This window comes from Pseudarthrobacter sp. CC12 (assembly GCF_039907755.1).
GTDB classification, from domain to species: Bacteria; Actinomycetota; Actinomycetes; order Actinomycetales; family Micrococcaceae; genus Arthrobacter; species Arthrobacter niigatensis.
In genome coordinates this window covers 30,293-52,241 of the sequence record NZ_JARDJH010000009.1, presented here as the reverse complement: position 1 = coordinate 52,241, position 21,949 = coordinate 30,293, and the positions used below count along the sequence as shown (strand labels likewise).

The following is a 21,949-nucleotide window of genomic DNA, read 5'->3' as shown; positions in this document are numbered from 1 at the left end:
ATGGCGTGGAAATATCGCAGAGCAACCGCGCCGTCATCATCGGTGGCGGCCCCCGCGGCACCAGCGTGCTGGAGCGGCTGCTCGCCCACACCGCCGTCGCCCGGAGCCCGAAAGCGCCCCTGCACATCGACGTCGTGGATCCTTACCCGGCAGGCCCGGGACATGTGTGGCAGCCGGGACAATCCCGGCTGTTCCTCATGAATACCCAATCGTTCTATCCCACCCTGGTTCCCGAGGATCCGGCGCTTCCCGCACCTGTTGCCGGCACCACCTTCGACCAGTGGCGGGCCCGGCAGCAGCGGGATCCGCTGCCGTCCCTCACCGCGGAGGAACGGGCGGAGCTGGCGGTGTTGGGATCGAATGATTTTCCCAGCCGTGCCCTCTACGGCCGCTACCTCCGCTGTACCGTGGAGGAGCTCCTGGGCAAGGCATCCGACGGCGTCACGGTTGAATTCCACGAAACGACCGCAACGTCGGTGCGTCCGGCCGGGGACGGAACGTTCGACGTCGGCCTGGCCACCGGAGCGGCCATCCGCGCCCGTTCCGTGGTGCTCGCCCTGGGGCATGTGCCGTCCCGGCTGAACCCCGAACAGCGGGAGCTGCAGGCGGCCGCCGGGCAATTGGGCCTGCAGTACTTTCCCCCGGCCGTTCCCGCGGATGTGGACTGGTCCCAAATCCCCGCCGGGGAACCGGTCCTGGTCCGCGGCATGGGCCTGAACTTCTTTGACACCATGGGCCAGCTCACCGAGGGACGCGGCGGCAAGTTCGTGCCCAACGGCAGCGGCCTGGTGTATGAACCGTCCGGCCAGGAACCCCGGATCATTGCGGCCTCGCGGCGCGGGACCCCGTACCGTGCCAAGGCGACGCTGGACGGCTACTACGCCTCCTCCATAACGCTCCGGTACCTCACCGAGGCCGCCATCGAGAGGCTGGCGAAGGCTGGGATCCGCCCTTCGTTCGACCATGACCTGTGGCCGCTCCTGCACCGGGATGCCCTGTGGGCCTACTACTCAACGCTGGTGCGCTCGCAGCCCGGCGCGGTGCCCGACGCGCCTGCCTTCCTCGCTGCCCTGGAGGAAGCCCTGCAGCCGCACGCGCACAGCGCCGCGAACTGGGAGGACAGTGTTGAGAGCGTCCTGGCCGTCCACCTCGGCCCCCGCCACCGCCTGGACCTGCCGGGACTCGCGGCCCCGCTGGCGGGGCGTTCCTTCGAGTCCCGCAGCGCGCATGATGCTGCCGTCGTGGAGTTCCTGCTTGACGATGCGCGCCGCTCAGCGCTGGGCGAGGACGACCCCGTCAAGATGGCCATCGGCGCGCTGCACCACGGGCGTGCCGTCCTGAAGACGGCGGTGGCCGACGGCGGCATCACCGATGCGTCATGGGTCGCCGGCCTGCGGGGCTGGTTTGAATCGTTTGTGGAGGGCCTGGCCAGCGGACCGCCCGCACTGCGGTCCGAGCAGCTCGCGGCCCTGGCACGGGCCGGGGTGGTCAGCTTCGTGGGTCCGGACCCGAAATTCGGCGTGGACCGGAGATCGGCGCTGTTCACCGCTTCCTCGCCGTGGGTGGCGGGGCCGCCGGCCGCGGCCCGGACCCTGGTGGAGGCCCTGGCCCCCGGCAACCGGGTCTTGGCCAACGATTCACCGCTCCTGGCGCAGCTGCTGGCCGACGGGCTGGCGCGGCCCAAGCTCATGATGACTGCCGAAGGTGCCCCCATCGAGTCCACCGGCCTGGACGTGGAGCCGCACCCGTACCGCCCGGTGGCGGCCAACGGGTCGGTCACCGAGGGCCTCTTCGTGCTGGGGCTGCAGCTCTCCTCGGCCCAGTGGGGCACCGCCATCGCCGCAGAGGCTGTGCAGCCCGGCGGGCCTGCGTACCGCAGTGGCCAGCGCACGCTCCGTGACGCGGACGAGATTGCCGCCGCCATCCTTCGCAGGGCGTAATTCCAAGATCTTAAAGGGCGATGCGCCATCACTTATGGCCGCTAAACCGTCGGAATAGGGACCACAAGTGATGGCGCATCCAGGGTGTTAGCCCCGCAGGCAGGCGCGGTACGCGGCCATGGCCTGTCCGTAGTTCGCCTGGCCCTTAAGGTCCGCGGGCCGGGTCGGCTTAGCCGGCGGGACACAGACCGGCTGCGCCGGTGTGTCGGCCCCCACCAGCACTGCCACCTTCACCACGGTGCCGGATTCGACGGCGGTGAGCACCAGGGTTGCCGCGCCCTCCGCCGCCCCGGCCGGGACAGCCAGGTCAACCGGGGCCGCACCGGCGGCCACCGGTACCGTACCCAGCGGGGTGACCTTTCCGGCGGCGTCGGTGAACGAAGCTTCCAGGGCCGTGTTCACCGGGCTGCCCAGGGAGGTCAGGTCAAGCTTGGAGACCGTCAACGTGATGGGCTCTCCCGGCTTGACCCCGTCGGCAGTTGTGTTGGTGACAGCCACCGAACGCCGGGCGAAGTCGGGGGACACCGGGCTGCTCTTCTGGAGGTACCCGATCCACGCATCCCGGTCCACCAGCCCGGAATCGCGGGTGTTGGTGCCCGCGGTGAAGATCCGGAAGTTGTCGCCACCGGTGGCCAGGAAGCTGAACGTGCCCACCCGGTAGGACTTGGCTGGGTCCAGCAGGTCGCCGTTCACCCGCACTGACGTGATCCGGTCACCGGCCGGGCGGGCGGCGTCGTAGGTGTAGTTGACGTTCTTTGACAGGCCCAGCTGCAGGTAGGCCCGGCTGGGAACCGTGCCGTCGGCGTTGGTTTGCCACTGCTGTTCGAGCAGCGTCTTGAACTGCGCACCGGTCAGGGACGTGGTCCACAGGTTGTTCACGAACGGCAGGACCGCATTGGCCTCGGCGTAGGTGATGGTGCCGTCGGGTGCGTAGTACAGCTCGTTGCGCAGGCCGCCGGGATTGACGACGCCGATCTCCGCACCGCCAAGCTCGGCCGGCTGCAGGGAAGAGAGCAGGGAGTCGGCCACCAGGTTGCCCAGGGTGGATTCGCTGCCGCGGTCATCGCGCTTGGCACCACCGGTGGCGTCGGTGGTGAACGCCGTGGTGATGTCCTTGGTGACCGAGCCGATGGGCTGGTTGCCAACCACGGACGCGTCCGCAAGGGCCTTCTTGACGATGGCGTCGACGGCGGCCACGCGCGGGTAGGCAGCGACCAGGCCGGCGGCGGCGTCGGTGGTGCGCTTGACGTTCCCGGCCTTGTACCCGGTCACCTGCTTGGTGGCCGTGTCCACGGTCAGCTGGATCTGGCCCACGTTCTCACCGTAGTTGCCGGTCTGCACGATCGGCCGGGTCTTGCCCGCGGCGCCCGGCACCGGGGCGTCCCAGGCGTACTCCTTGTGGGTGTGGCCCGTGAAGATCGCATCCACCTCGGGGGAGGTTTCGGTGACCAGTTTGGCGAAAGGCCCGCCGGCTGCCACTTCCTGCTCCAGGGTGGCGCCTTCCACCACCCCCGACCCGGCGCCGTCGTGGTCCTCAACGATGATGACGTCGGCAGCCTTCTCCGCCGTGATCCTGGCGGCCACCCGGTTGATGGCGTCCACCGGGTCCCCGAAGTCGAGGTCGGCGATGCCGGCGGGAGTCACCAGGGCGGGGACTTCCTGGGTGACGGTGCCGATTACTGCCACCTTGATGCCGTTCAGGTCCAGCACCGTGTACTCCGGCAGGACCGGTTCGGTGGTGCCCTTCCTGTAGACGTTCGCACCCAGGTAGGGGAACTTGGCGTTGGTGCCGCCGGCAATGACGCGGTCGCGCAGGTCCGCCCAGCCGCCGTCGAACTCGTGGTTGCCCACGGCGGACGCTTTCAGCTCCAAGGCGTTCAGGACGTCGATGGTGGGTTGGTCCTTGGCGACCGCAGACGCGAAGAGCGAGGCGCCGATGTTGTCCCCGGCCGACAGGAAGGCCGTGGCACCCGGCGCGGCTGCGGCACGGAGCTTTTCGATGGTCCCGGCGACCTGCACGGTGTTGGAATCGATCCTGCCGTGGAAGTCGTTGATGTTCAGGAGGTTCAGGTCAACGGTGGCGGGGACTGCCGGGAGGTCCAGGCCCACCACCACGGGGTCGTGGTCGCTGGCGCGGAACTGGTCCGGTGCGTAGTAGTTGGTGACGTTGCTGTTGTAGCGGCTGTACTCCAGGGCCACGGATTCCACCGAGTTGATGTTCCAGATGTCCGCACCGGTAACCACCGCGTTGGCTGCCGGCGAGGCCAGGATGTGGTCCAGCGAGCCCACCAGGCCGCCGAAGAGGTAGGAGTGCTTGGCCGTGCCGTCGGCATTCCTGGCCTTGTCGTCCTGGTTGACGTACCCCGCGCCGGTGAGGACGTTGATGGGGTCTTCCTTGCCGTACGAGTTGAAATCGCCGATCAGGAACACCTTGTCGGTGCCCTTGTCCTGCTGCAGGGAGTTGGAGAAGGCCAGCAGGGACTGCGCCTGGGCGGTGCGGGCGAGGTTTGAATTGCCCTGGCCCTTGTCGGTGTCGTCCGGAGTGGCAGCCGAGCCCTTGGATTTGAAGTGGTTCGCAATGGCGATGAACTTCTTGTCGTCAGGGGCGCCGACGGGCTTGAAAACCTGGGCCAGCGGCTTGCGGGCGCTGGCGAAGGCGACAGTGTCGTTGTGGATGATGGATTCGCCCACCGGCTCGGCGGCGGCCTTCTTGTAGATGAACGCTGTGCGGATCATGTCCTCGTCGGCCAGCGGGGGTGCGTTCGCGGGGGTGCGGACGTAGTCCCAGATGCCCGGGGTGGGGATGTTAAGGGCCTCCACGAGCTTGGCCAGCGCGTCGTCCCTGTCCTTGCCGAACTGGGCGGAGTTCTCCACTTCCATCAGGGTGACGACGTCGGCGCCGGACTTGGAGATGGCGGCGACGATTTTGTCCTGCTGGCGTTTGAAGTTCCCGGCGTTGGCGGTGCCGCGGACGTTGCAGCCGCCGCTGACGGTGATGGGGTTGCCTGCGCGGTCGGTGTAGAACTTGCAGCCGGCGATCTGGTCACCGGTGGTGGGGAAGTAGTTCAGCACGTTGAAGGACGCGAGCTTCAGGTTGCCGCCCACGGCCGCAGGGGCCTCGGTGCGGGTGGCGCCGAAGCGGGCCGGCTGGACGGTGGCCTTGTTGGCCTCCGTCAGGTGGGTCAGCGGCTGGAACTTCCAGGAGTTGTTGGCGTAGCCCAGCACCACGTTGGTGGTGAAGCTGACGGGTGAGCCCACCCGGACCGGATCCGCGGTGGTGAGGTAGGGCAGCACCTCCGCCTTGGTGGTGGCGTCCTTGAGGAAGTTGGTGCTGGACCCGTCGTCGAGCTTGATGCCGCGGGCAGCGTTGTCCGCCACGACGGCGGCGTATTCTGCCGAGCCGTAGGGTGCCACGGCGGTGGGCTGCTCCAGCGCGGTGGTGCCGCCGGCCAGGCCGATCTCGCCGTACTGGTTCAGGCTGTAGTTGTCGCTGACGGTCATGGGGCCCTGGGGTGCCAGCAGCATGCCTTCCAGGGACTCGCGGAAGGCCTCGCCGGCCGGAAGCGTGAAGATGGTGGGCTTGACCTCGGGTGCGGCCTCAGACAGTTTGGTAAGGCCCGTAGCCGCCGTGACGTTCAGCTGGGTCATTCCGTAGTACTCGGCAACCGTGCCCGTGACCTGGACGTAGTCTCCGGCCTGCACCGATCCCACTGTGGCGGGCGAGTAGACGAAGATGCCGTCGGACGCGGAGTGGTTGGTGGCGCTCAGGTCACCGCCCGTGCCGGGGGTCTGGATGTAGTAGCCGTTCAGTCCGCCCGTGGGAAAGGCCGCGGTGACCTTGCCCTTGGTGGTGACGGCGGCTCCGGCCAGCGGGCTTTCGGCGCCGGTGCCCTGGATTTCGGCAATGGCTTTGCCGACCGGGTCGGGGACAGGTGCGGGGTCTGGGGTGGGGGCCGGTGCGGTACCGCCGGAGGACGTGGGGGTGATGCCGGCGCTGAGCGTGAAGTCAGCGGCATTGCTGTTGCTGTCCGCGCCGCCGGTCCGGTTCAGGCTCTTCACGTCGGTGTTGGAAGCGGGTGCCGCGGCGGCCTTGGTCTCAAACGTGTTGGAGCTGCCGTAGCCCAGGAGATCGGCCACGCCCGCGGGCTCCACCACAGACCCGGTGGGAAGTCCGACGGCGGTGGGCTGCTTGGCGAGCACAATGGTGCCTCCGCTGCCGCCGAAGTTGAGCGCCCCGGCCACGAGGTCCGGTGCGGGCAGGTCTGCGCCATTGGTGCCGTTGCTCCCGCCCTGCACCAGGTAGTAACCCTTGGCGGGAATGGACCCGGACAATGCGGCGACTCCGCTGGGAGCGGCCGTTCCGGTGGCGGAGCGGTACTGTACCGACCAGCCGTCCAGGGACACGGGCGCGTCCGAGCTGTTGTACAGTTCCACGAATTTGTTCTTGTACGCGGCGCCGCTGCTGCCGCCGCTCAGGTAGGCCTCGTTGATGACAACGGGGGATGTGCCGGCCGCGGCTGAGACCTCCGCGGCCGCCGGAACAGCAGCCAGCGGGGCTGCGATGAGCCCCGCTGACAATGCTGCGCCGAGCGCTGACTTCCAAGGTGTTTGATGCATCCGCTCTTACTTTCATTGAGGAGTACCGGGTGGGTGGTCCGGTGGGTGCGTCCATGCTTCATGGATCGGACTGGGCAGGATCGTGCCTGGCATGGTGGTTGTCCAGGCACATGACAACAGCACTGAATGAACGCAAGGTTGCTGGCGCGTGCATTCGGTGGGGCATTCCCCAGCGGAGCGCCCCACCGTCCGGTCCGGGCTTTTCCCCAAGCCCGTTCCGGAGATGCTGGTGGCGGGAGTGATGCCCGCCGACAACCCGGGGGTGTGCCGGCAGTCACAAACGATACCCGCCAGTAGCATCCGAATCCTGGTCCGGCAGGGGTTTGTCCAAAGAATTTACGTGCAGGCAACACGGCCGGGCCGCGGATCTTAAAGCAAAAAACCCCTGGCGGCCGGTGCCGGCTGCCAGGGGTTCCCTTGCGGAAGGTAAGAGATTCGAACTCTTGGTACGGGGTTACCGCACACTGGTTTTCAAGACCAGCTCCTTCGGCCGCTCGGACAACCTTCCTCAGCTAGTAGTGTTTCATAGGCACTTGCCTGCAACAAAACAGGCCCGGGGAAGCCCCCGGTGCACACTGGATGCAGCCAGGATTTGAGTCAGGAACGGGAGAGGTCCATGAAAGCCGTCTATATATCTGAACCGGGCGGCCCGGAAGTGCTGGAAGTTCGGGACGTGGACGCCCCGGTTCCCGGCCAGGGCGAAGTGCTGATCGACGTGGTGGCAGCGGGGCTGAACCGGGCCGACGTCCAGCAACGCCGGGGGTTCTACCCGCCCCCGCCCGGCGCCTCCGAGGTCCCGGGGCTGGAAGTGTCAGGCCGGATCGCCGGCTTTGGACCCGGCGTCAGCAAGCCGTTCTCGCTGGGGGACAAGGTAGTGGCCCTGCTGGCAGGGGGTGGTTACGCGCAGCAGGTGGCAGTCCCGGCCGAGCAGGTGCTGCGCGTCCCCGAGGGCGTTGACCTCGTTACGGCCGCGTCGCTGCCGGAAGTGGCGGCAACGGTCTACTCGAACCTCATTATGACGGCGCAGCTGCAGCCGGGCGAGACAGTCCTGATCCACGGGGCCACGGGCGGGATCGGCACCATGGCTATCCAGCTGGCCAAGGCGTTCGGGGCCAAGGTGGCCACCACGGCCGGAACTGATGAGAAAGTCAGCACCGCCAAAGCCTTCCTCGGCGCGGACATTGCCATCAACTACAAAGAGGAAGACTTTCCGGAGAGCCTTCGGCGGCAGAACGGCGGCAAGGGGGCGGACGTCATCCTCGACGTGGTGGGAGCCAAATACCTCCCGCAAAACGTGGATGCCCTGGCCGACTATGGGCGCCTGGTGGTGATCGGCCTGCAAGGTGGCACCAAGGGCGAGCTGGACCTTGGGCTGCTGTTGAAGAAGCGGGCGGCCGTGGTGGCCACCGCGCTTCGGCCCAGGCCCGTGGCGGAAAAGGGTGCCATCATGACCGCCGTCCGCGACGCCGTGTGGCCGCTGGTGGCCGATGGCAGGATCCGCCCTTTGGTTGCCAAGACTTTCCCGCTGGACCAGGTCGGTGCCGCGCACCGCTACTTCGACAGCGGCGACCATGTGGGCAAGGTCCTCCTGGTCCTCTAAGAAATGCATACCCGGTATTGCGCTAGAGGGTGATCCGGCTTAGGCTTGGTATACGCGGTATGCACGGGTCTTGGGGGCCTGTGCATGCCGGCAATGACTAAGCCCGGGGGAGCACCATGTCGATACGCCACAGCCTCCTCGCCCTGCTGCAGGACCAGCCGCGTTACGGCTACCAGCTGCGGGTCGAGTTCGAGAACCGCACCGGAGCCACCTGGCCCCTGAACATCGGGCAGGTATACACCACCCTGGACCGGCTGGAACGCGATGCCCTGGTGGCCAAGGAGGGCGACGACGGTGAGGGCCATGTGGTGTACAGCATCACCCCTGCCGGCAAGGCGGAGGTGCGGAGCTGGTTCGCCGCCCCCGTGGAGCGGAACAACCCGCCCCGCAACGAGCTCGCCATCAAGCTGGCGCTCGCCGTCACCCTGCCCGGGGTTGATGTTCAGGCCATCATCCAGGCCCAGCGCGTAGCGTCCATCAGGGCCCTGCAGGACTACACCAAGGCCCGGCGCGACACCGCAGCGAACCAGAAGGCTACGGATACCGCCTGGCTCCTGGTGCTGGACTCGCTGATCTTCCAGACCGAAGCGGAAGTCCGCTGGCTGGACCTCTGCGAAGCCAGGATGGTCCAGCAGGCGCAGGCCGCCGCTGCGGGACCGGCCCGGAAGACGTCCAACGGGGCCACGGAAGATGCCCCGCTCAGCGCGGACAGCCGCCGGTGAGCGTGCCGGGGCCGCAGCAGGTCCTTGAACTCGCCAAGGTCGGCAGGACCTTCGGGGAAGGGGCGACGGCGGTCGCAGCCCTCCGCGGCGTGGACCTCACCATCTGCGCGGGGGAGTTCGTCGCGGTCATGGGTCCGTCCGGCTCAGGAAAGTCCTCCCTGCTTGCCGTTGCCGGCGGACTGGACCGGCCGACGTCGGGCGCTGTCTTCGTCGAGTCCACGCCCCTGGCCGGGCTGAACCTGAACGAACTGGCCCGCCTGCGCCGCCGGGCCGTTGGCTACGTGTTCCAGGACTTCAACCTGGTCCCCACGCTGACTGCCGCGGAAAACGTGGCGCTGCCTCTGGAACTGGACGGAACATCGGCCCGCAAGGCGCAACGGCAGGCCGCCGATGCGCTCCGGCAGGTAGGCATCCCGGAGCTTGCGGACCGCTTCATGGACCAGATGTCCGGCGGCCAGCAGCAGCGTGTGGCCATCGCCCGTGCGATCGTGGGCAAGCGGCGGCTGATCCTGGCCGACGAGCCCACCGGTGCGCTGGATTCGACAACGGGCCAGGGGGTCATGGAGGTGCTGCGTGCCAGGGCAGACGCCGGAGCCGCCGTCATGCTCGTCACCCACGAGCCCAGGCACGCCGCCTGGGCGGACCGGGTGGTTTTCCTGCGCGACGGACGCATCATTGACCAGGCGGCAGCCATGCACGACCCCACGATGCTCCTTACCCAGGCCGGACTCTGATGCCGCTTGACCTGGCTCCCGCGCCGCAGGGGCGCCGGAGCGGCCGCCGGGTTGCGTTGCGGCTGGCCCGCCGCGACATCGCCCGCCATAAGGGGCGCTCGCTCCTGATCGTCCTGCTGATCATGCTGCCGGTGGCCGGCATGACCGGCGCCGCCACCCTCTACCAGAGCTCACAGCGCACGCCCGGGGAGATTCTCCGGTACGAACTGGGCAACTCCCAGGCCAGGTTCAGTGTCCTGGCGGTTCCCAGCGCGGACTCCCTGCAGGATCCGCTCAATGATGGTGTCATCGCTTCCAGCTCCGGCCGCTACGACCCGGATTTCGAGCGGACAGACCCGGCCGACGCCCTCCCGGCGGGCTACGAGGTCCTTCCGCAGCGGACGCTCACGCTGACCACCGGCGTGGGCGCGGCCCTTGTTTCCTTGCAGGGCCGCGAGGTTGACGCGCTGAATCCGGCGTTTGACGGCAAGTACAGCCTGCTGGCCGGCCGCGCACCGCGGGACGGGACGGAGGTGCTGGTTTCGCCGGGGTTGATGTCGCGGTTCCACCTCGCCTTCGGCCAGGAATTTACGACGTCGGCAGGAACCTTCGTCCCGGTGGGCACCATCCGTGACGCTTCCGTCGCGGACAGCAACAGCATCCTGTACCTCAAGGCCGGCCAGGCGCCCGGGGACCTTGCGGCGGGCCCCTCGACCCGCCAGTCTGTGTCCTACTACCTGGTGGGCCCCGAACCGGTCACCTGGCAACAGGTCAGGGAGGCCAACAGCGAAGGCGTGGGCGTGCTGTCCCGCAGCGTGGTGCTGGACCCGCCGTTTGCCGACCAGCGCACCGTTCCAGGTTCCCTGCTGCACGACAACTCCCCGGTGCTGGTGACCGTCTATGCCACTTTCGGCCTGGTCGGTGCGCTCGCACTGCTCGAGGTGGGCCTGCTGGCCGGAGCCGCGTTCGCTGTCGGCGCCAAGCGCCAGGTACGTGAGCTGGCACTGCTGGCATCCGCCGGAGCGGACACTTCCACCATCGGAGCCGTCGTCACTGCCGGCGGACTGTGGCTTGGCAGCCTGGCCGTGGCCGGCGGCGCCGCAGTGGGGCTGGGGGCCGCTGCCGTCGTCGTCCACGTGGTCCGTTCCACCGGTTCCGCCCGGCTGGCCGGCCTGCACCCGGACCCCCTCCTGACCGCCCTGGCCATGGCGATGGGCTTGGGCGCCTGCGTCCTGGCTGCATTGGTCCCGGCGCGCCAGGTGTCAAGGCAGGCCGTGCTGGGTGCGCTCAAATCCGGGCGGGCGCCGGCGTCGACGGGGCGCCGCACCACCGTGGCCGGCGTCGTCGCGCTGGCAGTTGCCGCAGGGCTGCTTGGGGCCGGCTGGCTTCTCAGCGGTTCCACGACCGATCCCGACCAGCGGGCGGAGCAACTGCCGGTGGTGGCCACCCTGCTGATCGCCGGGGCAGTGGCCGCAGTTGCGGGCCTGGTAATGCTGACCGGATGGCTGATCCTCCGGCTGACGTCCCGTACGCGCTGGCTTTCCCTCTCCCTCCGGATGGCGGCGCGGGACTCTGCGCGGAACCGTGGCCGGAGCGTCCCCGCCGTCGCCGCCGTACTCGCGGCGGCCACCCTGGCAAGCGCCGCCCTCGTGCTGTCAGCCAGCCAGCAGGCCGGCCTGCGGGACGCGCATTACTGGGGCGCCCTGGAGAACCAGGCGTACCTTCCTCTTACGGTGGACCAGCCCCTCGCAGCCGATGGCAGCATGCGGCCACGCATGCACATTGACGCCGGCGCGCTCTCCGCCGCGGTGGATGGTGCCATCGGGACTGTCCAATCGACCCGGCTCATCACCGCCCCCGCAAGCCTGCGGAACTGCCCCGAGGGCCCCGCAGATCCAGGCCTGCCGGCACTGACGGACACCTCGAATTGCCTGGTGTTTTCGCTTGCCAGGCCGCAGGCCAATACGTGCCCGACCACACCCATGGGACGGGTAGTGGACCCGGGGGACTGGCGGTGCCGCGGGTCCATGGTCAACGAACAGCCCTCCAGCCGGGCCATCCTGGTCGGCGGGGTGGACGACGTCCGCGCAGCACTGGGCCGCGATCCATCTGCGGAGTCCCTGGCGGTGCTGGACGCCGGTGGAATGATAGTGACCAACCCCGTCTTCGTCCGTGACGGAACAGTCCTGCTGGAGGGGAAAGATGTACGGACCCACGGTCCGGCGCCGTCCGGGCCCGGCACGGTGCCCTCGACGGTGAGGAGCACTTCCCTGGCCGCAACGGTACTCGAGCCTTCTGTCCCGGTCCCATACTTTGGTGTTGTCTCGCCGGAAACCGCCGCACGCCTGGAGCTCCACGCTGAACCCGCCGGGCTGCTGGTTCAGCTGGCGAAGTATCCGTCGGAGGCGGAGGCTGATGCAGCCTCCGCTGCCATCGCGGCCGTCTACCGGCAGCCTGGCATGGACTTCCGGGCCGAGCCTGGCATTTCCCAGGGCAGCCAGTGGATGACGTGGTCCATTGTGGCCGCCGCCGCGCTCATCACGTTCAGCGCAGCGGGCATCACCACCGGTCTCTCCCTGGCCGATGCCCGCACCGACCACGCCACGCTTGCCGGCGTGGGAGCCTCGCCGCGGCTGCGCAAGGCCCTGGCAGGATCGCAGGCCCTTTTCACCAGCGGCGTGGGCGCCCTGCTGGGGGTGCTGGCAGGGGTAGTGCCCGCCTTCCTGCTTGTCCTGTCGTCGGACATGCGGACAGCAGTCGACGTTCCCTGGCTGCACCTCCTGGCCCTCGTAATGGCCGTACCGGTGACGGGCGCAGTGCTTGCCTGGACCTTTACCCCTTCCGGGCTGCCCTTGTCCCGGCGCAGCGTGGCCTAGCCTGGGGCTTTCGACCCTCATTCGTCGCCGCGGCGCCGCCGCTCACCGCACAGCCGGGCGCCGCGCCGCCGTCGGCCGCGGAAGCGGGGACCCGCGTTGGTAGGGTGCCCAGTAGGAAAAGTGGGATAACTCTCAAGGAGGAGACATGGCCGGAGCGCCTGACCAACGGAACAACGGATCCCGGGCGGAGGGCGGACTGGCTACGGACCCGGATCTTCCCCCGCCCGCCGTCGACCAGGCACGGCTCGACGCCGAGGACCGGAAATGGACCCCGGCGAAGATCGCGCTCTGGGCCGCGATTGCCCTGCTGGGCGGCGTTGCCTGGTTCATGCTGGCCATTGTGCGCGGCGAGACCGTCAACGCCATCTGGTTCGTCTTCGCCTCCGTGTGCACCTACCTGATCGGCTACCGCTTCTACTCCAAGGTGATCGAACGCTACATCACCAAGCCGGACGACCGGCGTGCCACCCCGGCCGAGTACAAGGCCGACGGCAAGGACTATGTCCGCACCGACCGGAACGTGCTCTTCGGCCACCACTTCGCCGCCATCGCAGGCGCCGGCCCGCTGGTGGGCCCGGTCATCGCCGCCCAGATGGGCTACCTTCCCGGCACCATCTGGATCATCGTGGGCGTGGTCCTCGCCGGCGCCGTCCAGGACTACCTGGTGATGTTCTTCTCCATGCGCCGCGGCGGCCGCTCCCTGGGCCAGATGGCCCGTGAGGAACTCGGCGTGATCGGTGGCACGGCAGCGCTCATTGCCACCTTGCTCATCATGGTGATCATCGTGGCCATCCTGGCCCTCGTCGTCGTCAACGCCCTGGGTGAAAGCCCGTGGGGCGTGTTCTCGGTGGGCATGACCATCCCCATCGCCCTCTTCATGGGCGTCTACCTCCGCTACCTGCGGCCCGGCAAAGTCATGGAAGTCTCCATCATCGGCTTCGTCCTGCTGATGGCCGCCATCATCGGCGGCGGCCTGGTGGCCCAGACCGGATGGGGCGCAGCCGTGTTCCACCTGGACAAGGTGACCATCGCCTGGGGCCTGATCATCTACGGTTTCATCGCCGCCATCCTGCCGGTGTGGCTGCTGCTCGCCCCGCGCGACTACCTCTCCACGTTCATGAAGATCGGCGTGATCGTGATGTTGGCGCTGGCCATCATCGTGGTCCGGCCCGAGGTCACCGTTCCCGCGTTCAGCGAATTCGCCAGCCGGGAAAACGGCCCCGTATTCTCCGGCGCCCTGTTCCCCTTCCTGTTCGTCACCATCGCCTGCGGCGCACTCTCCGGCTTCCACGCCCTCATCTCATCCGGTACTACCCCCAAACTGGTGGAGAAGGAACGGCAGACGCGGTACATCGGCTACGGCGGCATGCTGATGGAATCCTTCGTGGCCATCATGGCCCTGGTGGCCGCCATCTCGATCGACCGCGGACTCTACTTCGCCATGAACGCTCCCGCCGCACTGACCGGCGGCACCGTCGAAACCGCAGCCACCTGGGTCAACAGCCTTGGCCTGGCCGGAGTGAACATCAGCCCGGACCTGCTGTCCGAGACGGCGCGGAACGTTGGCGAACAAAGCATCGTGTCCCGTACCGGCGGCGCTCCCACTCTGGCGGTGGGCCTGGCGCACATCATGCACCAGTTCGTGGGCGGGACCGCCCTCATGGGCTTCTGGTACCACTTCGCCATCATGTTCGAGGCGCTCTTCATCCTCACTGCCGTCGATGCCGGCACCCGTGTTGCCCGCTTCATGCTGCAGGACTCCATCGGCAACTTCGTCCCCAAGTTCAAGGAGGCCTCCTGGCGTCCCGGAGCCTGGCTCTGCACCGCCATCATGGTGGCAGCCTGGGGCGCAGTGCTGCTCATGGGTGTCACCGACCCGCTGGGCGGCATCAACACCCTGTTCCCGCTGTTCGGAATCGCCAACCAGCTGCTCGCCGCCATCGCGCTGGCCGTGGTCCTGGCAATCGTTGCCAAACGGGGAACCTTTAAGTATCTGTGGATCGTGGCCCTGCCGCTGGCGTTCGCAGCCGTGGTGACCATCACCGCGAGCTACCAGAAGATCTTCTCCTCCACCCCTGCCGTGGGCTACTTCGCCAACAACGCGGCCTTCAGCAAGGCGCTGGCCGACGGCAAGAAGGAATTCGGCACCGCGAAGACGGTGGCCGCGATGGAAGCCGTGGTCCGCAACACGGCCATCCAGGGCTGGCTGTCCGTGATCTTCGTGGTGCTCAGCATCATCGTGATCGCCACCGCGCTCCTCGCCACGGCCAAGGCGTTCCGGGACCGGTCGGCAGGAGCGGCCATCACCGACAACGAGGACCCGGCTGTTCCGTCGCGCGTCTTTGCGCCGGCCGGGCTGGTACCAACCACGGCCGAACGTGAACTGGCTGCCGAATGGGAGAAGGTGCCCGCCGAGGCCCGGCTCGAACGGACCGGGCACTGATGAGCGCCGGGATCGCCCTGGTCGCCAACGGGTTCCGCGGGTTTGCCCGCTACCTGGGCGGCGTCATGGGCGCGGACGCCTACGCCAAGTACCTGGAACACCACCGGGCCGCCGGGCATGCCGAAGCGCCCCTGACAGAGCGGGAGTTCTGGCGGGACCGCACAGACCGCCAGGACAGCAACCCCCAAGGCCGGTGCTGCTGATTGAGCCCGCAGCGGACAAGCGCGCCACAGGCCTTCACAGGTGGACCATGGCCGGACGGGCCGTGAGAGTATGAACGCATGAGCGATCCCAATGACACTCAGGCAGCTGAGGACCTTCCGGTAGAGGGTACTCCCGTGGACGACACGGAGGACCCCGTTCAGGTTCCCTCCGGGACGGACGGAAGGCCCAGGGGGAGCAGCCTGCAGGATCTGGTGGACGAGCCTGCCAAGGTGATGCGGATCGGCACCATGATCCGGCAGCTGCTTGAAGAGGTGAAGTCCGCCCCACTGGACGATGCCGCACGCGGCAGGCTGGCTGCCATCCACGCCCGCTCCATCAAGGAGCTGGAGGACGGCCTTGCGCCCGAGCTCGTGGCAGAACTGGACAGGATCAACCTGCCGTTCTCAGGTGACGCCACACCATCGGACGCAGAGCTCCGGATTGCCCAGGCCCAGCTGGTGGGCTGGCTTGAGGGCCTGTTCCATGGGATCCAAACGGCCATCGCCGCCCAGAACGCGGCCCGGGAACACGCAGCCGCACAGCTGCAGCTGCGCCAACTGCCGCCGGGCACCATGATTGCGCCCGGCGTGGTGATCGGTGAAAACGGCGAGCCCCAGCGTGCCCCGGCCGGCGCCCGGCCCGGGCAACAGGGCCGGCCTGGTCAGCGTGAGGACCCGGACCACGGCCCGGGCCAGTACTTGTAGGATCCGCTTGGGCTTTTTCAGCGCCGCCAGGCAGGGGCGCAAGGACGACGTGGAGCTGGGAAAGGGTTTGTGGCGCCGCGCGCACGACCGTTTCCACCGGGGACTGGACCGCTTCCACCAGGTGCTCGAGGGCGTGGAGGATGACCAGCTGTACGGCGAGCTGCTGGAGATCGCCAACCAGCTGGCTGCTTTGCTGCCGCGCGTCCGGGCAGTCTGCATGGAAGCGCAGCGGCGCGCCCCAAGCGATGGCCTGGACATTCCCGCAGCACTGTCGAATGTCCACAGGTCCCTGTCCAAGGCAGGAAATTCACTGGCAACCACGGCGGAGGCTGCAGCAATGCTGCGGCTCGCCGTGGGGCCGGTTCCGGTTGGCGCCGCGTCCGTTCACCGCCGCGCCGAGGCCGTCTTCCAGCAGGTGGACGACGCCGAGAGGCAGCTTCTCTCGGAATAGGCCGGGCGGGTGCGCAGGAATATTCCCGATTTGGAAGCCTACTTTCCAGTTAAGCGCGTGGCTGACAGACCCGGATTCCGCCGCGTTGGGCTCCCCGGTTTTGGCAGGATAAAACCATGACTCTTTCACCTACCTTGACTTTCAACGACGGCAACACGATCCCCCAGCTCGGCTACGGTGTGTGGCAGGTTGACGACGACGTGGCTGAAAAGGTTGTCCGGCAGGCGTTCGAAGCCGGCTTCCGCCACATCGACACCGCCAAGATCTACGGGAACGAGGCCGGCGTGGGCCGTGCCATCGCCAGCTCCGGACTCTCGCCCGAGCAGATCTTCATCACCACCAAGCTGTGGAACGCAGACCAGGGCTACGAGTCGACGCTCGCCGCGTTCGAGGAATCCATGGACCGGCTTGGCCTGGAAACGCTGGACCTCTACCTCATCCACTGGATGCAGCCCAAGCAGGACAAGTACGTTGACACCTGGAAAGCCCTGATTGAGCTGCAGAAGCGCGGACGGGTCAAGTCCATCGGCGTCTCAAACTTCACGGTTGAGGGCCTGCAGCGCATTATCGACGAAACGGGCGTGGTTCCGGCCATCCACCAGATTGAGCTGCACCCCTACTTCAGCCAGCTCGAACTGCGTGAGTTTGGTGCTTCCAAGGGCATCCTGACCCAGGCATGGTCCCCGCTGGGGCAGGGCGGTGAGCTGCTCAAGGACCAGGCCATCGCGTCCATCGCTGCCAAGCACCAGGCAACCCCTGCCCAGGTGGTCATCGCCTGGCACCTCGCGATCGGCAACGTGGTGATTCCCAAGTCCGTGACCGAGTCGCGCATCAAGGAGAACTTCGCAGCACTGGAGGTCTCCCTGGACGCCGAGGACATTGAAGCCATCAACAACCTTGACCGGACCGCGCGCGGCGAAGGCCGCATCGGAGCCGACCCGGCGGTTTCCGACTTCGCGTAGTCCCCAAGGCAGCGGTTCCCCGGCACCAGTTGCCGGTGGCCGGCCACGAAACCAGCGTCAGCCCGTGCTGCCGGCAACCACCGGCAGCACGGGCTGACGCCGTTAACCGGGCCAATGCCCGGGTCGAGCCAAGCGCGGACCGGTCAGGCGGCGATCTGGACGCGTTCCACGGTCACGGCGTCCACCACGGCCCAGCTGTCCTCTCCGTGGCAGTGCCGGCAGGCGAAGCGCTCGGCGTCTTCCAGGGTGTCGAAGACCTCGGAGCGGGCCCGGCCGCAGTCGGCGTCGAAGTACGTAACGTGAAATTCCTGTACTGCTTGGTTTTCCATAAATCCAGTCTGCAACCGGGGTCTGACATTCTTAGGAACCGACTCAGCGTGTTGTTGAGGACGCGAGGCGTACGGACCGGGAAATTGCCGGCTATCAGTGCCCGGGATGAGCCATCGCCGGTTGGCTCCCGTCTCCGGTTGTCTCTTTCAGGTGCGCTTCGAGGACATCGCGGACCGAGGTCCACTCGTGCGGGCCATAGCGGTCGTTGTTGACATGCTGGAGCTCCGCCTCCCCGCTGAACATGCTGACGAAGTACTGCATACCCTGCCATGCGGGAAAGGCCTGGTCTTTGTCCTTCGACAGTAGCCGCCCAACCCTGCTCACGGCAGCCAACATACCGGTGGTCCCGGCCCATTGCAGGGAGAAAGGCGTCTCTGTGAGTTCGGTCATCGTCCGGGCAATACTGCGCGCCGTGACGCGGTCGCCGGCTATCTCGACCACGCGGGGTGCGTCCTCATCCAGGGCGGCAAGTGCGACGACGCGTGCGACGTCGTCCTTGGTGGTGAAGTCGAGAACCTGGTCCGGTGAGGACCAGAACAGGACCCGGTGGCGGTTAAACAGGATCATCGGCGCTTGCCCGGTGAGCATGTCGGCGAAGGCCCCGTTCAGCACGGAAGTTACGCGTATGGGTGCTGCGTCGAGTTCGGCGGCGAACTCGCGGCGGAGCTCGAAGTTGCGGTTGCTGCCGGGGGTGACCCGGCGGTAATCCGCGGAGTAGTCCGACGGGATGAATCGTGCCACACCTGCGTCGACGGCGGCCGCGAGGAGCGCCCGCTGCGCGTCGACGATGACAGGACGCGCACCGCTGACGGCGGAAATGACGGTATCCACGCCGGACAATGCGGAGGCGAGGCCGGCCCGATCTGTGTAGGCAGCCTCGTGGATCTCCACACGATCCTCCCCGCCGTAGATGCCATGGGCCGTTCCGCTCCCGGGGCGTGTCAGGACCCGGACCGCGGCGTCGCGGCGGAGGAGTTCGCGTACGATGCGTTGGCCGAGGTCACCGGTGGCTCCGGCGACGAGGACGGTGATGGAAGTGATGATTTGCTCTTCTCGGTAGGTGTCGGTGCGGCGCCGGCGGGAGAATCGATGCGAGGGCCACGGGCTCGGGTTTGGCCCCCATGCAGAAATAGTACTTGGCGGCGCAGCTGGGGCTGGCTGTGAAGCAGTCAGCGATTGCCCAGACGGAGCACGCGTTCCTGTGCCAGCACGGTGGCCCGGCGGGCCTTGTCTGCCGCCCGCGCCGCCTGTTTCGCCTCGGCAGCGGTGGTGGCCAGCCGCTTGCGGGAGCGGTCCAGGCGTTCTTCGGTGGCTTGAAGCCGGCTCCTGAGTTCAGCTGTTTCCTGCTGCAGTTCCGCGATTTCCGCCCGCGCCTGCCCTTCCTGCTCCTGCAGCCCGCCGGCCAGTTGCAAGGCTGCTTCCTGGGCCTCCTGGGCCTCCGCGAGGGCGGCCCTGGCCCGTTCAAGCGCTGGCGGCGAGGCAGGCCGGGGCGTCTGCCGGACTGCCTCAAGCCGGGGCCTGGCCTGCTTTGGCCCGGTGCCCTGCGGCGTCGTCGTTGGCGTCCTCGATGCCGCCGCGTTCGCCGCTGGCGACTTCCTGGCTGGCGGCTTCACCCCTGTTGTCTTCGCACCTTCCAGCCGCGGCGCGGACCGGGGAGTATCGGCGGGACGGCTGGGCGGTGCGGCCGGGAGCAGGCCGGGGAGGGCTACCGCACCGTCCAGGTCCACGTCGTTAACGCCATTTGCGGAGAGGACTTTCAGCAGCCGCCCACTGGCAACGGCGTTGGCCGCCCCCGCGTCTGCCGTCATGGCCCGGAGGGTTTCCTCGACGTCGGAAGCCATCGCGTCGCTGATGGACCGGCCCTGCGCCCGGGCCACGGACCGGACGGTGTCGACGGCGTCTGCGAGCATGGTGCGCCGCTCACGGCCCAGCTCGCGGAGGGCAGCGGCGTCCAGCGAGTCCTGGGCTGCCCGCATCCGCGCCCCCAGCTCATCCAGCCGGGCAGGCACCTCCGGCCGGTGGCGGGCAAGCATATTGAGCGCCCACGCAGCGACGGAAGGTTTCGGCAGGCCCCGGACCGCTGCCGCCAGGCCCTTGTCCCGGCCCGATGCTTCCTTGGCCGCGGCGGCGCGGGCTGCAATGAAGTCCTCCAGCGTTCCCGCATAAAGGCGGTTGGCGATGTCCGCCAGGGCTTCGTCATCCATGCCGCCATCTTAGGTGTCCTGGCTGCCTCGACAGATGCGGGGCAAATGGCGCGGCGCAGCGGAGGTTGCGGGAAAGCACCCTGTTGCTCGCCCGCCGGGAGGGGTAAGTTGCACGAATGGACGATTCATATCAGGTCATCGTGGTTGGCGGCGGATTTGCCGGGAAGGCTGCGGCTGAGGAGTTGGGCCGCAAGGGCGTCCGCGTGCTGCTGCTTGACGCCAACAGCTACCAACAGTTCCAGCCGCTCCTCTACCAGGTGGCTGCATCGCAAATTGGCGTGTCCACGGTGACGCGGCCGCTGAGGGCGGAGTTCCGCGGAATCAACAGCGTCCGGGTCCTGACGGCGACGGTGACTGCCATCGACGCACCGAACCGGACCGTCACCACGGCCGACGGGTCCACATACCGGGCCCAGGCCCTGGTCATCGCCACTGGAGCAGTGCCGAACTTCTTCAACACCCCCGGCGCAGATGAGCATGCCTACCCGCTGTACTCCGTGGCGGACGCCACCAGGCTCAGCGCGGCCATCACCGCCGTCCTGGACCAGGCCGACCGTGAGCCGGGAGCAGGCGCTGACGTCATTGTGGTGGGCGGTGGCCCCACTGGCGTCGAGACGGCCGGCGCGCTCGCTGAGAACGTCAAGTACCTGGTGCCAAAGTACTTCTCGCCGGAACTGGCCGATCGGTGCCACATCCACCTGGTGGATATGGTTCCAAACGTCCTCGCCGCGTTTTCGGAGAAGTCGCAGACCTACGCGCGGGACCGCCTGACGAAGCTCGGCGTGCAGCTGCATATGGGCCAGCCCGTGGCCGAAGTCCGGCCGGACGGTGTGACCCTCAAGGGCGGGACGGTCATTCCTGCCCGGATCGTGGTCTGGGCCGGTGGCCTGCAGGCCGGAAAAATCATCACCGAATCCGGCCTGGGGCAGGGGAGGGGCGGCCGGATTGACGTCCAGCCTGATCTGACCGCGCCGGGCGTCGAGGGCGTCTATGTCCTGGGTGACGCCGCCAACATCACGGACGCCGGCGGGAACAAGCTGCCGCAGTTGGGGTCCGTAGCCCAGCAATCGGGCAAGTGGGCGGCGCGCAATATCTACGCGGACCTCACCGGCGGCGTGCGCGAGCCTTTCCGATATTGGGACAAGGGGTACATGGCCATGGTGGGCCGCGGAGCGGCGGTGGCTGAGCTGGGCCGCCAACGGCTGCACTTGCAGGGGCCGTTGGCCTTCGTGTCGTGGCTGGCGGTGCACCTGGCTCTGTTGCCCGGCTTCCAGCAGAAAGTCAGGGCGCTGTTTTCCTGGGCTAATGGCTACGTGACCCACAGCCCGTCCCAGGTGGTGGTCGGCAGGCCGGACTAGACCCCGTTACGCAGGCGCGGCCGACCCATGGCGATGGCGCCCATCCGCCGTCTCAGTTCTTCCCGAAACTGACGAGCCGGCCCGCGGCCGTCCAGCCGGATGATTCGTAGCGGACGGCTGCCTCCGGTTCCACCACCATGTGCAGGTACTCGGCGCCGTGCAGGAACGCCTCCTCCGCCATGGCGGCGAACAGGCCCTGTTCGAAGGTCTCCTGCTCCGGCCCCTGCGGCAGTTCGGTGACCGCCACCGCCGCGAAATCGTCCCGGATTTGGATGCGTCCCTTGGCGACAGGGTGGTCAAATACGGTTATTTCGACGGCGTCAAAAGTCTCCATCGGTGCCAGGGCCACCTGGGAGTTCTCCGGCAGCACCACCGGTCCGTTAAGCTCGGCCGTCGGTGCCATGAGCAGCACCCGTTCGGCCACGGGTGCCAGGCCCCTTGGTGCATGGTCCCTTGCGGCAGCGGCGTCGGCGCAGAGCAGGGTGAGGCGCACTCCGGCCTTGGCTGCGGCGTTGCTTGCAAGCTCCTCGGTGCCCGGTCCGGGCCAGCCGGCAACGTACTCCTGGCTTTCCGGGTCCTGCCCGGCGCCTGCCCCGAGGACGAATCCTGAATCAACGGGGCGTGCACTGCGTTCCTGCAGGTCCGCCCACGCAGGGACCCATCCGATGGCGGGCAGTTCGTGGTGGTCCGGCATGGGAGTCTTCCTAACGTCCAGCACCGGTCTGCAGCGTCCGGTGCGGCTGGGCAGGGGCCTTTCTGTCAACGTATCCGATCGGCACGCGGGCCGCCAGCGGGGCCGGAGGGGCTTGCTCCCGGCTTGGCCGC

The 21,949-nt window shown here is 67.9% G+C and carries 16 protein-coding genes and 1 tRNA gene; 11 read left to right on the top strand and 6 right to left on the bottom strand.

Features of this window, described 5'->3' with window-relative positions:
- Nucleotides 1–5 precede the first annotated feature (5 nt).
- Nucleotides 6–1,940 carry an FAD/NAD(P)-binding protein gene (locus PV772_RS09145; RefSeq protein ID WP_347885929.1) on the top strand — a complete coding sequence of 645 codons (1,935 nt, stop codon included), beginning with the start codon at nucleotides 6–8 and terminating at the stop codon, nucleotides 1,938–1,940.
- A gap of 87 nt (nucleotides 1,941–2,027) precedes the next feature.
- Here PV772_RS09145 and PV772_RS09140 read toward each other — a convergent pair whose 3' ends face one another.
- Together PV772_RS09140 and PV772_RS09135 are read right to left on the bottom strand one after the other, a co-directional pair.
- The gene (locus PV772_RS09140; protein WP_347885928.1) at nucleotides 2,028–6,557 is read right to left on the bottom strand and encodes an ExeM/NucH family extracellular endonuclease; all 4,530 of its coding nucleotides are present in this window, start codon (nucleotides 6,555–6,557) and stop codon (nucleotides 2,028–2,030) included.
- Between the two features lie 420 nt (nucleotides 6,558–6,977).
- Nucleotides 6,978–7,065, bottom strand: a tRNA-Ser gene (locus PV772_RS09135).
- A gap of 108 nt (nucleotides 7,066–7,173) precedes the next feature.
- On the opposite strand from PV772_RS09135, the gene PV772_RS09130 reads away from it, so the two are divergent.
- The 9 genes from PV772_RS09130 (at nucleotide 7,174) to PV772_RS09090 (ending at nucleotide 17,232) form a co-directional block, all read left to right on the top strand.
- Complete coding sequence (locus PV772_RS09130; RefSeq protein WP_347885927.1) at nucleotides 7,174–8,157, top strand: NAD(P)H-quinone oxidoreductase; 984 nt, start codon at nucleotides 7,174–7,176, stop codon at nucleotides 8,155–8,157.
- 116 nt (nucleotides 8,158–8,273) lie between these two features.
- Entirely contained in the window at nucleotides 8,274–8,879 is a 606-nt protein-coding gene (locus tag PV772_RS09125; RefSeq protein ID WP_141158112.1) for a PadR family transcriptional regulator, read from the top strand.
- The gene (locus PV772_RS09120) at nucleotides 8,876–9,613 is read left to right on the top strand and encodes an ABC transporter ATP-binding protein (protein WP_347885926.1); all 738 of its coding nucleotides are present in this window, start codon (nucleotides 8,876–8,878) and stop codon (nucleotides 9,611–9,613) included. Before PV772_RS09125 ends, PV772_RS09120 begins: the two co-directional genes overlap by 4 nt.
- The gene (locus PV772_RS09115) at nucleotides 9,613–12,468 is read left to right on the top strand and encodes an FtsX-like permease family protein (RefSeq protein WP_347885925.1); all 2,856 of its coding nucleotides are present in this window, start codon (nucleotides 9,613–9,615) and stop codon (nucleotides 12,466–12,468) included. Before PV772_RS09120 ends, PV772_RS09115 begins: the two co-directional genes overlap by 1 nt.
- A 145-nt stretch (nucleotides 12,469–12,613) precedes the next feature.
- Complete coding sequence (locus PV772_RS09110; RefSeq protein WP_141158109.1) at nucleotides 12,614–14,911, top strand: carbon starvation CstA family protein; 2,298 nt, start codon at nucleotides 12,614–12,616, stop codon at nucleotides 14,909–14,911.
- Nucleotides 14,911–15,114: a YbdD/YjiX family protein gene (locus PV772_RS09105; RefSeq protein ID WP_141158108.1), complete on the top strand. Its 204-nt coding sequence runs from the start codon at nucleotides 14,911–14,913 to the stop codon at nucleotides 15,112–15,114. Before PV772_RS09110 ends, PV772_RS09105 begins: the two co-directional genes overlap by 1 nt.
- Before the next feature lie 78 nt (nucleotides 15,115–15,192).
- Nucleotides 15,193–15,819 carry a bacterial proteasome activator family protein gene (locus PV772_RS09100; protein WP_141158107.1) on the top strand — a complete coding sequence of 209 codons (627 nt, stop codon included), beginning with the start codon at nucleotides 15,193–15,195 and terminating at the stop codon, nucleotides 15,817–15,819.
- A 7-nt stretch (nucleotides 15,820–15,826) separates the two neighbouring features.
- On the top strand, nucleotides 15,827–16,270 hold the full coding sequence (locus tag PV772_RS09095; RefSeq protein ID WP_347885924.1) for a hypothetical protein: 444 nt from the start codon (nucleotides 15,827–15,829) through the stop codon (nucleotides 16,268–16,270).
- Between the two features lie 116 nt (nucleotides 16,271–16,386).
- The gene (locus PV772_RS09090) at nucleotides 16,387–17,232 is read left to right on the top strand and encodes an aldo/keto reductase (RefSeq protein ID WP_347885923.1); all 846 of its coding nucleotides are present in this window, start codon (nucleotides 16,387–16,389) and stop codon (nucleotides 17,230–17,232) included.
- Between the two features lie 143 nt (nucleotides 17,233–17,375).
- On the opposite strand, the gene PV772_RS09085 is transcribed toward PV772_RS09090, so the two are convergent.
- The 3 genes from PV772_RS09085 to PV772_RS09075 form a co-directional block, all read right to left on the bottom strand.
- Nucleotides 17,376–17,561 carry a hypothetical protein gene (locus tag PV772_RS09085; protein WP_141158104.1) on the bottom strand — a complete coding sequence of 62 codons (186 nt, stop codon included), beginning with the start codon at nucleotides 17,559–17,561 and terminating at the stop codon, nucleotides 17,376–17,378.
- Nucleotides 17,562–17,655: 94 nt separating this feature from the next.
- A complete protein-coding gene (locus tag PV772_RS09080) occupies nucleotides 17,656–18,606 on the bottom strand; it encodes an NmrA family NAD(P)-binding protein (RefSeq protein WP_347885958.1) in 951 nt (316 codons plus the stop codon).
- Nucleotides 18,607–18,731: 125 nt separating this feature from the next.
- Nucleotides 18,732–19,766: a hypothetical protein gene (locus tag PV772_RS09075; protein ID WP_347885922.1), complete on the bottom strand. Its 1,035-nt coding sequence runs from the start codon at nucleotides 19,764–19,766 to the stop codon at nucleotides 18,732–18,734.
- Nucleotides 19,767–19,882: 116 nt separating this feature from the next.
- Between PV772_RS09075 and PV772_RS09070 the strand changes: the two genes are divergently transcribed.
- Nucleotides 19,883–21,124 carry an NAD(P)/FAD-dependent oxidoreductase gene (locus PV772_RS09070; RefSeq protein WP_141180776.1) on the top strand — a complete coding sequence of 414 codons (1,242 nt, stop codon included), beginning with the start codon at nucleotides 19,883–19,885 and terminating at the stop codon, nucleotides 21,122–21,124.
- A 52-nt stretch (nucleotides 21,125–21,176) separates the two neighbouring features.
- Here the strand turns inward: PV772_RS09070 and PV772_RS09065 are convergent, their stop codons facing one another.
- On the bottom strand, nucleotides 21,177–21,818 hold the full coding sequence (locus PV772_RS09065) for a hypothetical protein (RefSeq protein ID WP_347885921.1): 642 nt from the start codon (nucleotides 21,816–21,818) through the stop codon (nucleotides 21,177–21,179).
- Nucleotides 21,819–21,949 lie beyond the last annotated feature (131 nt).